Here is a 10,833-nt window from a genome sequence, read left to right on the forward strand (position 1 = left end):
TACCATTCCGCATAAAGAAGTGCCCACTCAGAAATCACCAGCCATTTTTGCACAAGGCGTCACTATGCAGGAATGGCAAGCCCTTTCAAATAGTGAGAACGAAGTGCAAGAATGGCTGGTGCTTCCCCTTTAGGGCGAGTTTTAAAAGGGCTTACTCTGCGTTGCTCGAATTCGCAATAGAATAACTATTACTTCATTCAAGCGCCTTGATTAAGCCCTTTTAAAATCTCGCTGAGAGGTCACTTCTTTATGCGGATTGGTATTAAAGGTAGGTTTGTTGTGAATAGTGGTTCGCAGTTACTCATACTAGATAATGAATCATTAACGGGTAACTCATTTGTTTTCTTACTGCTTTGATAATTAATGTTCACAGCTTTTGATTCAAGCTGTTAGTAAAATAACAAATGGAAAAAGTGGGTTTGAAATCTACCTTGATGGATAGGCTACGTACGTAGTTTAAACTCAAAAAAGCACAAGGTTTGATTATAGAAAATCGTTTAAAGAAGGTTGGTCACTTTAAGTCAGATGTTTTCTTATACATTGTTCAAGTTATATAACTAATTTGATTTTTTTATTGTTATGGGTTATTACAGCAGTACGGTTTTTGTACTGTCCCAATAGCCGTATCACTAAAACCATGGAGAACAACACATTGAAACTTAAAAATATAAAACTAAGAAATGCAATACGAAACGCACTTGTGTTAGCTGTATCAGCAAATGTAATGTCAGCAGCAAATGCACAGGATAATGAAGATAAAGATAATCAAGAAAAGATAGTTATCACGGGTTCTCGTATATCAAATAACGAATTTGCATCACCATCACCCATTCAAATACTTAATGTTGATGATGCTAAACAAGCTGGTATTACGAGTGTAGCAGGCATGCTACAACGTCTTTCTCTTGTTAACGGTACGCAGATTGATAATACAATTAATACTAACTCAGGAAACTCAAATGCCACAGAGGCCCCGCCGTCCGGTGGAGTTGGTTCCGTTAACGTTGGTCTACGTGGCTTAGGTGCTGAGAGAACGTTAATACTTCTCAACGGGAGTCGATTAGGTGCATCCGGTGTTCGTGGTGCTCCATCACAGCCTGATTTAAGTTTGATACCATTAGATATGGTTGATCGAATCGAAGTGTTATCAGACTCTGCATCTGCTATTTATGGGGCTGACGCGGTGGCAGGCGTTATTAACGTTATTTTGAAAAAATCATTTGATGGCGCTCAAATTAGCGCGAATATCACTTCGCCTTCTGATCCAGGTGGCCAAACAAAACAATTGTCGTTTGTGACAGGGGGGGAAGGTGAACGTTTCAAGTTTATCTTTGGTGGCGAATATTATGAGCGTGAACGAATTTCTTTAGGTGACCGAGTTGACTGTATTGAACGGAGAGAAATTAACGCCGCAACGGGTGAGGAATATAACTATTGCTGGAATGGTTTCCCAGACAATGCCGCACTAACAACTAATGACTCCTCCGGTAATATTTGGAATTTTTATACTCCAGGGCAATCAAATCTAACGAATCCACTAACCGGACAGCCCGTTGCGAATTGGAGCAATCAAGCTAACATTCCTGACGTATGGAGTACTCAATATCCCTTTTTAGGTACTCAAACTGGTAATGATCGTTTTAATCTTAATCCTGATTACAGTGATTCACCGGATCGGTTACGGTCTGATCTTGTGTCGCCAGTAACTCGTTTTTCATTAATGACTAGTGGTAGTTATTTCCCTGAATGGGGTGAAAAGGAGAATATCGAGATATCATTTGCCACATCCTACTTTCACCGTCATCTAACTAATAGAGCGTCGACCGAGCAGGTATATATAGGTGTCCCAGCATTCATTCCTTATGAAAATGCGCAAGGTAATGTGGCGTTAAATGAAGATGGTACTAGAGACTTAGTTCCTAACCCATTAAACCCATTTGGGACTGATGCTTTACCCATTATTACTATTGATAACCTTAAACAGGAACGTGACGTTGAACTTGATCATTTTCGCTTTTCTACGGGTATCTCGGGTGATTTACCTGGCGAATGGGCTAAAGATAATGGTTGGACATTTGATGTTAGTATGAGTTATGACAGAGGTGATGGGGCTGCAAGTCAACCCTTAATGGATGAGAGAAACCTAATCTTTACTGTAGAAACTCTCCGTCTTGATTCAAATGGCGACTTAGCTTGCGGTGTCCCTATTTTAGCGAACAATACTTGGGGCGGTATCATTAGTGCTCAAGATTGTGTGCCTGTTGACTTTTTTAACACTGGACTTTATGGTAATTCCGGTGACAGTACTGGCTCTCTCACTGCAGCAGAATCAGACTACCTAATTGGTGAACGTGTTAATAGAACTGTTGTGACACAGTCAATATTATCTGGTTATGCTACTGGTGAGCTGTTCTCATTCGATAATGGTGGAACAGCAAGTTTAGTATTGGGTGTTGAAGCACGTCGAGATACTATCGACTCACAAGCTGATTTTAATGGCGCTAATGGTCTTCTAGTGGCAGAAAGCCCCGGAACTGAAGGTATTACAGCTGGTGCCCGTACAATCAGTGAAGTATTTGGTGAATTGAGTTTACCGATACTTCGTGAAGTTGATGGAGCACACGAACTAACGGTTGATTTAGCCATGCGCTATACCGACGAGTCTAACTTTGGTGGCGAAAATACCGAACGTCTTCGTGTTACTTATGCTCCTGTAGATTGGGTGTCTATTAGTGCTGCTTATGGTACCTCTTTTCGTACACCAAATTTACGTGAGCAGTTCCTAGGTAATCAATTCACTGGTACTGGCGGTGGTAGTGATCCTTGTAATGCCGCTGCTTTTACTGATGGCTCTCCAGCGGTATATGACCCAAGTTTAGAAACGCGTACCCAGCAAACTTTGGATAACTGTGTATTAGATGGTGCTAATCCATTTGTTCTTGGTACTCAAGGCTCTACTACTATACCAGTAAGAGTGGGGGGGGCAGTTGATAACCTACTACCGGAAACATCTGACCAGACAACATTTACGGTGAAAGCGCAGCCAATTGATAACGACGATATGAGCTTCGATTTCTCAATAACGTATTTTGATATAGAAATTGAAAATACAATTCAATCTGTATCGGCTGGATTCATTTTAACCCGCTGTTTCGAAGATTTACCGGGGTTAGCAAGCCCGTTCTGTGATTTAGTTGGCCCTAGAAATCCAGAGCTTGGGGAAGCTTCTCGATTTGTTGCAGATGTCGATGCATCGTTTGTTAATATTGGTGCTGAAGTATCAACGGGTTATGACGTGAATACACGTTTGGGACTAAACTATGAAGGTTTTGATATCGTTTGGACAGTACAAGCAACATTCCAGGACGAGAGAAGTCAAACTATTATCAAAGATGAATCGCTGGTAAATGGTGGTAAAGATGACTTTGTTGGCACTTTTGGAACGCCTGAAATACGACTAGTTACCCAGTTAATGTTCAATATGGGGGATTTCTCAATAGTCTATAGTGGCCGATTCATTGATGAAACGTCAGTCTTTATTCGTGATCCCTCGACTTCAGGAAGTTCATGTCTTAAAAGCAATGCAGGTGCAAGTGCTGCGACTATTACAGGTGACCCTGATGTATACAGAGATTGCGTCGCAGAAGCCGCATTTTACTCAGATTTATCTTTAACCTGGACGCCAAATGATACCTTTAGCACGACAGTTGGCATTAGTAATATTACGGATGAGTCGCCTGCGCAAGTTTCTAGTGGTTTAGGAAACGATCGTGGTGGTCGTATGACTGGTTCTGGTTATGACCAGGTTGGACAAAGCCTATTCTGGTTGGCTAAGTACAAATTCTAATCAGGCATCAATGTAATAGCGGCTCATACTTAGTTTAGGAGCCAGAAAAACCCACGTCTTCTTTGGATGTGGGTTTTTTTTGTGATTTTCTTATTATTTAGCGAGTTGTTTAAGTGTGTTAAGTGATTCAAGGTGCGAACTATAATTGGATCCACAGCGTTGAATGAAATTATCCAGTTCGTCCATATTAACAGATTGATTGCCTATATTTTGTGGCTTTACATTTTCAGGTGGTGGGAAAACGCCATATCCAGCAAATAATATTTGCCAAGAAGCTAGAGGAAAGAAACTGCCGGTATCATACTTTTTAATTTCATCAGCTAAGTTATTCTGTGACGCGCCTAACCAGCTTTGTACTATGGCCAAAAACGAAGGCGTTATGTTTTGATTTTCAGCATTATCACGCCAATAATCTGTATCACGTCTAGAGTTCATCCGATAATGGGCTAAAATATAATCGACTACACCGTCAAATGCGCGGTCATTGATTGAGTTATATTGTTGTTGATTTTGATTGCTGAAATTTCCACTCTCAAATTCAGTTATAAAGTGACCAATGCTGTTGTAAACAAGGTGCAGCGCCATTGCCTCAATAGGCTCTATAAACCCTTGTGATAGTCCAATGGCTAGACAATTTTTACTCCAACTTTTTTCAAGTCTACCTTGCTTCCACTTTACTGTTCTAACGTTAACATCTGCATCCAATAGTCCTAAATGGGTCCTAAATTCAGTTTCAGCATCATTAACCGAACAGTACCTTGAACTAAACACGTAGCCATTACCGGTTCTATTGGTAAGTGGGATATCCCAAGCCCAACCATATTTTAAAGCGGTACTTTTAGTTTGTGAATTTAAGTCATCTTTATTTACGGGGGTGGCGACTACAACAGCGGTGTCATTGAACAACACTTTATCTAAATTGATAAAGGGTACTTTTAATGTCTTTTGTAATAAAAGACCTGCAAATCCCGTGCAATCAACGAAAAAATCGGCCTCTATTATTTCTCCCTCTCTAAATTTCAGACTGCTAATGTCCCCATTTTCTTTCTGAATAACTCCGCTAACATGTCTTTGCAAATGCTCAACACCGCGTTGCTTAGCTTTCTTTCTTAAAAAACTTCCTAATAAATTTGAATCAAAATGATAGCCATTAGGGTGATCAAATGGAAAATTATGATTGGCTTTAGGACTTCTTTGGTTTTGTGATAGATAGGATCCGAGGAAAAAACGATCTGGATGCGCCTCCACATCAAAATTATGCCTTCTCAATTGACAATTGTTATCAAACTTTGGAAAAGTATGGATATCCATCTGTGATGGGAAAGGATGACAATATTTTTCAAATCCTGGAATGGATGTCCAGCCCTCAAAGGTAATCCCATTTTTATATGTGGCATTACATTCGGGCATCCATTCTGATTCTTCTACGCCTATTTCATGAAAAAAGTTTTGCATGGAAGGTGTCGAACCTTCACCAACACCGACAATACCTACGTCAGGCGATTCGATTAATGTAAAATGTATATTTCTATCTTTCCATCTAGCAGCCATTAGATTAGCAGTCATCCAACCTGCTGTGCCACCACCCAGAATGACTATTTTTAGCTTTTCATGATTCATTATTGACCTCTAAATAGACGTTTTCCTTCACTGCTAAATACTATAGGTTACTGTCTTGAATTAACAGGTCACGAACTAACTTGTCAGCTAAGATAAATGTTGTTTTTACATGTCTTTTACTGGCTTAAATTGAGGTCGTGATGCTTATTAATCTTAGAAATAACATAGTCAGAGTCAGCATGATTTGTAATCTAGTGAAATATAATGGTTAGCTAAAACAATAAGAAGTCTGGGCATAGGCAAGATAAGCCTGAAGACACATCGCTAGGTATTAAACATATTCTTGAACTGCTAAAGAGTCAGTTACCTAACACAAAAGTTTAGTTGCTGGCTATATTCCCCGTGGTGCTAATGTGGATTATCCGCTTCGTAAAATAAACAACGATATTAATGACATTATTAAAGATTATGGTGATGCCAAGCGTGTTTATTATTTAGATATAAATCCTATATTTCTTGATGAGAATGGCAATTTAAGTCAATCGGTGATGCAGGATTTACTGCACCCCAATAAAGACCAATATAAGATTTGGGCTGATGCAATGGAGCCTAAAAATACTGCTTTAATGGCACAGAATGGTTAACGAACCAACCACAATACAGCCTGTGGCTCATTGAATATTGCAGGGGGCGCGTTTTATCATGAAACTAATTTGCTCTACTTTTTCTAGCTGTAAGGAGTCATGTATTTCGGTGATTTGCATTAAGACTGCATAGCCATAATATTCTCTCAAATAAATAAGTTGATCAAAGTACTTAAAAGATTATGTCACAGCAAACTATTTAACTCATAGGCTTGCGGAGCCAAGCTCGCGCTTGCATCTTGGAAATTCATAAACCTCCCCTGAGGTATTTAATTTTTATTTACTGATAACTTCGTCATCTAAGACCAAGTTAGATTCCTAGATCGTGGTCATATTCATACTGAATCGCTAATTCATCAAAAGGAAAATTTGACAAGTTATATTGATTCGGAGTTAATGATAGCCGAAGGGTAATTTAATTTATCGATTAACTGAATTTGCTGTGAAAAAATATTTTCTAAAATATAAATCTTCACAGCTTCTTCCTAAAATAAAGACACCGACTTGGTGCAAAGAGTGATTATTTAAGTAACTGGAGGTTAGAGTGGCTCAATCAACTGAATCATATAAATTTTTAGAAGACTCTGCACAAACTCCAGAACCATCTCGAAGGCAGGTTAACCTTTGGAAAGTTCTCAGTGTTGAAGATGATCTAGATTATCAAAGTGCCCTTGTTTCCAGCTTAGAATCATTAATTTTACCTAACCACTCCAAGCTGCAAATACTTACAGCCAATTCTGCTTTTGAAGCCTCAACGATCCTAAGTACTCATAAAGACATCGGTCTTATTTTATTAGATGTGGTGATGGAAGAAGACGATGCCGGACTGCGTTTAGTCAGTATTATCAGAGAAGAATTGGGCAACGCCCTTGTTAGAATTGTATTGCTAACGGGTCAACCTGGTTTTGCCCCAGAAAAAGAAGTGATGAGTGCCTTAGACATCGACGAATATTGGAATAAAGCCGATTTAAAGTTGGATAAATTGCATTCTATAGTCGCCAGCAACATGCGCACATGGAATTACATGTCAGAACTTGCTGAAGCCAGTCAGGGGCTGCAAATAGTACTTGATGCCGCAAAAAGTATAAACAGTCGCTATGACCTAACCACCTTCACTCGTACAGTATTAGCTGAAATCGGCAATATTATTGGTGTCAAAGAAGGCGGCTTATTTTGTATGGGAAATAGCATGAATCCATTTGACGATGCTATGGTATTAACTGCTACAGGCTGTTTTGCAGATCTGGAGGGACTCAAACTTGCCGACGTTCAACTTAGTGAACTGTTCGAGGATTTACAAGCGGCACTAAGTGAAAAACACCATGTCATTACGCCAAAACGCTCAGTATTTTATTTTGAAACTAAAGACATCAACGAACAGTGCTATTTAATTGTGGTGAATTCCACTACGTCCGTAACAGAGGCTCATATTAACTTACTCAAGGTGTTTAGTGAAAATATCAGCAGTGGTTTTACCAACATAGCCCTACTTAATCGTGTTACCGAGCTTGCCTATACCCACAGTGATCTAAACATCCCAAACCGCAACTGGTTAAAAAAAGAAATTCAGAGTATGTGCCGTTTGGAATGGCAACAAACTCGTTTATTAATGCTTGAAGTGAATTATTTTGATGAAATGAAGTTCACTTTTGGCTATGAGTTTACTCAAAACGTATTGATTTATATTTATCAAAATTTAGTGCAATTATTGCCGACGGGCTCACGGATATCATTATCTGGGCACAAGCAATTTTCTATTTTGCTCGACAGTAATTTTGAGCTATCGCACGATTTGATTGATAAACTGACCTATAACGAAGTTAAAGTTGATGGCGTGGCACATGTATCATCCTTTACTTTATTAGATATACGCTTTGATACACTTAAGCAAATTCCAGCCGAAAGAATAGTCAGTATGGCGGAATCGGAACTCAAACAGGCCTCTATCAATAATATTAATTATCTGCAGCATTCACAGCAAGAAACTGACTTAATAGACCGCCGTTACCGCTTAATGGACGAATTACGCAACACTATTCGAGGGGGCAAACTGAGCGTTATGCTGCAACCCAAAGTGTGCCTGTCAACTGGTAAAGTTGTCGGTTTTGAGTCTTTAGCTAGATGGCAGCGTGATGATGGTTGTTTTGTACCACCGGATGAATTTATCGCTATTGCTGAAGCATCAGGACTGATTATTAAACTTGATTGCCTAATATTTGAAAAAACCATGGAAGCCTTAAAAACTTTGATTAGTTTGGGTTACAGGATCCCTGTGGCTTTTAATGCTTCTTCATTTGATTTGTTACACCCTGACTATTTCAACTTTGTCGCAAACTGCCTTGTTAGCTTTGATATAGCTCCGGAGTTACTTGATTTAGAAGTCACAGAAACTCAGTCCATGTCAGACTACGAGAGAATTCAAAAATGCTTACAACGTTTTGTCGCCTTAGGCATAAAAATAAGTATTGATGACTTTGGCACTGGTTATTCATCCCTTGCCCATATATCGAATATCACCGCCAACAGCATCAAAATTGATCGCAGTTTTGTCAGTAAACTGGAAACGGATAAAAACAGTGAACATGTCATCAATATGATTTTAAAATTAGGTAAACAATTCGATTTCAGTATAGTGGCAGAGGGTATAGAAACTGAATATCAAAAGCAGTGGCTTAGCAATGCTGGCTGTGACATTGGTCAGGGGTATTTATTTGCTAGGCCTATGGGCATACACGATTTAATTGAGTGGTTAGCTGCAGATAAAAGACGATAGTAGGCTATATTTATGACTTCATCGACTCACTACCTAACGAAACTTAAACGCCGTGTGTTGATGAATTTTGCACTGGTGCTTATCCTTGCATTATCACTTTCTTGGTTAACTTATCAGCTTCTGTATATCAATAAAGTGGACGAACTAAAAAATATTCAGGGCCAAAAGTTGTTTATTGCGACCAACTTGTTTAGTCGTGAGATAGGCAATTTAGGGGATTTATTGACTTTACTGGCAAATGGTCAAGCACTTTCTCATAAAAGTGATGAAACTAAGGGAACTCAAAACTTATCCCTAAAAGTACAACAACAGATCCAAGAGCATTTTATTGAATTTGGCCAAGCGTCATCTAAAATTGCGCAAATTCGCTGGCTTGACCAAAACGGGCAAGAAGTGGTTCGAGTTGATTTTACTGGGGGTAAGGTTAAGGTGTCAGAGGCCAACAGCCTACAAAATAAACAAGCACGCTATTATTTTATTCAAGGCATGAAAGTAGCGGCGCCGAATAAGTATTTTTCTCCGATAGATCTAAATGTTGAACACGGTGAGGTAGTACAACCCTTTGAGCCTACCATCAGAGGTACGATTCAAACTTCATCTGGGACACATTTATTTCAAGGTTTGATTTTAGTGAATTATCGACTAGACAATTTACTGACAACTATTAGAGACCACAGTATTTCAGACGCCCAAATCTCTATCGTCAATCGAGATGGATATTGGTTGTTACACCCACAGCCAGAGAAAGAATGGGGCTTTATGCTCGATAAACCTCAATTAAGTTTAAAAACGGAATTACCAAAATTATGGTTACACCAAACTAAGTACCCTGAGGGGGGCTATGAGATTACCAATAATTCACTTAGTAGTTTTATGCCACTAACGACTTTTACTGGTGCGGACTCAGGGGCAAATAGCAATCAACTATTTGTGTATGCGACCAGCAATCAAGTTTATTTAGCACTAGCAAGTAGAAGTGCATTGTACTTTGCGTTAGCGATCCTTTTGACTTTAACCTTAGGTGGTTCAATCATCATTTGGCGTGGATATCGTTATCACAGTAAGCTGATTGAGCTTTCCTTAAAGCTTCAGCATGAACACCAAAAGTTAGAACAAGCCAATGACGCCTTAGTTGAAAACATTGCCAGGCAACAGCTATTACAGGACGAGTTAGTGGAAGCTAATAAATTATCATCCTTAGGTTTAATGGTTGCAGGTGTAGCCCATGAACTTAACACGCCTATAGGCGGTGCAATTATATGTGTCTCTAATGCTGATGATGCCAATAACAAATTAAAACTTGCCATGGTAAAGGGCATATCTAAAAGCCAATTTAGTGCTGGGGTTGATATAATCAACCGTAGTCTGCACTTAGCAATTATCAATTTGGATAAAGCAGTTAACCATATAAAACACTTTAAGCGCTTAGCTATTGACCGGGTAAATGAGGATTATCTAAATTGCTTACTAGGTGACATCGTCAGTGACCTGAGCATAAGTTTACGACCATTGTTTAAGAAAGGAAAAGTGTTGTTGGTTGAAAATATTGAGGCAAATTTGTCATTAGTAAGTCGCCCTGGCATTATTTCCCAAGTACTGGAAAATCTAATTGTGAACAGCTTAAACCATGGTTTTGAGCCTGGACAATCAGGTGTCATTGAAATCAAAGCACGTAGACAGAGGGAAAATCAAATCTGTATTACAGTTTCAGACAACGGTTCGGGCATCTCATCAGCGATGCAAAGTAATTTATTTGACCCCTTTGTAACTAGCGGTAGAGGTAAGGGGAATATTGGGCTCGGCTTGTATATGGTCAATCAATGGGTAACTAAACTTTTGGCAGGCAAACTGAGCTTTATTTCTGAACCAAACTGCAATAAGGAATTTGCCACTCAATTTACAGTTTTGCTGCCAATCAATTCGAGTGATTCCGAAACAAAAATACAAATTAGCAATGACAGAGATCCCATTGTAGCTATTGAAAAATGAATACCATGAAGATTGGAATT

The 10,833-nt window shown here is 39.1% G+C and carries 5 protein-coding genes; 4 read left to right on the plus strand and 1 reads right to left on the minus strand.

Going from position 1 to position 10,833, the window contains the following annotated elements:
* Positions 1 to 652 precede the first annotated feature (652 nt).
* Positions 653 to 3,847: a TonB-dependent receptor domain-containing protein gene (locus tag GARC_RS19645; protein ID WP_007623566.1), complete on the plus strand. Its 3,195-nt coding sequence runs from the start codon at positions 653 to 655 to the stop codon at positions 3,845 to 3,847.
* Between the two features lie 93 nt (positions 3,848 to 3,940).
* Here GARC_RS19645 and GARC_RS19650 read toward each other — a convergent pair whose 3' ends face one another.
* Positions 3,941 to 5,467 (minus strand): tryptophan halogenase family protein, encoded by a 1,527-nt coding sequence (locus tag GARC_RS19650; protein ID WP_007623568.1) that lies wholly within the window; start codon positions 5,465 to 5,467, stop codon positions 3,941 to 3,943.
* Between the two features lie 353 nt (positions 5,468 to 5,820).
* On the opposite strand from GARC_RS19650, the gene GARC_RS26060 reads away from it, so the two are divergent.
* The 3 genes from GARC_RS26060 to GARC_RS19665 all read left to right on the plus strand — a co-directional run bounded on the left by GARC_RS26060 (position 5,821) and on the right by GARC_RS19665 (position 10,813).
* Positions 5,821 to 6,051 (plus strand): SGNH/GDSL hydrolase family protein, encoded by a 231-nt coding sequence (locus GARC_RS26060; RefSeq protein WP_007623570.1) that lies wholly within the window; start codon positions 5,821 to 5,823, stop codon positions 6,049 to 6,051.
* Between the two features lie 544 nt (positions 6,052 to 6,595).
* On the plus strand, positions 6,596 to 8,824 hold the full coding sequence (locus GARC_RS19660) for a GGDEF/EAL domain-containing response regulator (protein ID WP_007623574.1): 2,229 nt from the start codon (positions 6,596 to 6,598) through the stop codon (positions 8,822 to 8,824).
* A gap of 12 nt (positions 8,825 to 8,836) precedes the next feature.
* On the plus strand, positions 8,837 to 10,813 hold the full coding sequence (locus GARC_RS19665) for a sensor histidine kinase (RefSeq protein WP_007623576.1): 1,977 nt from the start codon (positions 8,837 to 8,839) through the stop codon (positions 10,811 to 10,813).
* Positions 10,814 to 10,833: the final 20 nt, after the last annotated feature.

Source organism: Paraglaciecola arctica BSs20135 (genome assembly GCF_000314995.1).
Lineage (GTDB): Bacteria > Pseudomonadota > Gammaproteobacteria > Enterobacterales > Alteromonadaceae > Paraglaciecola > Paraglaciecola arctica.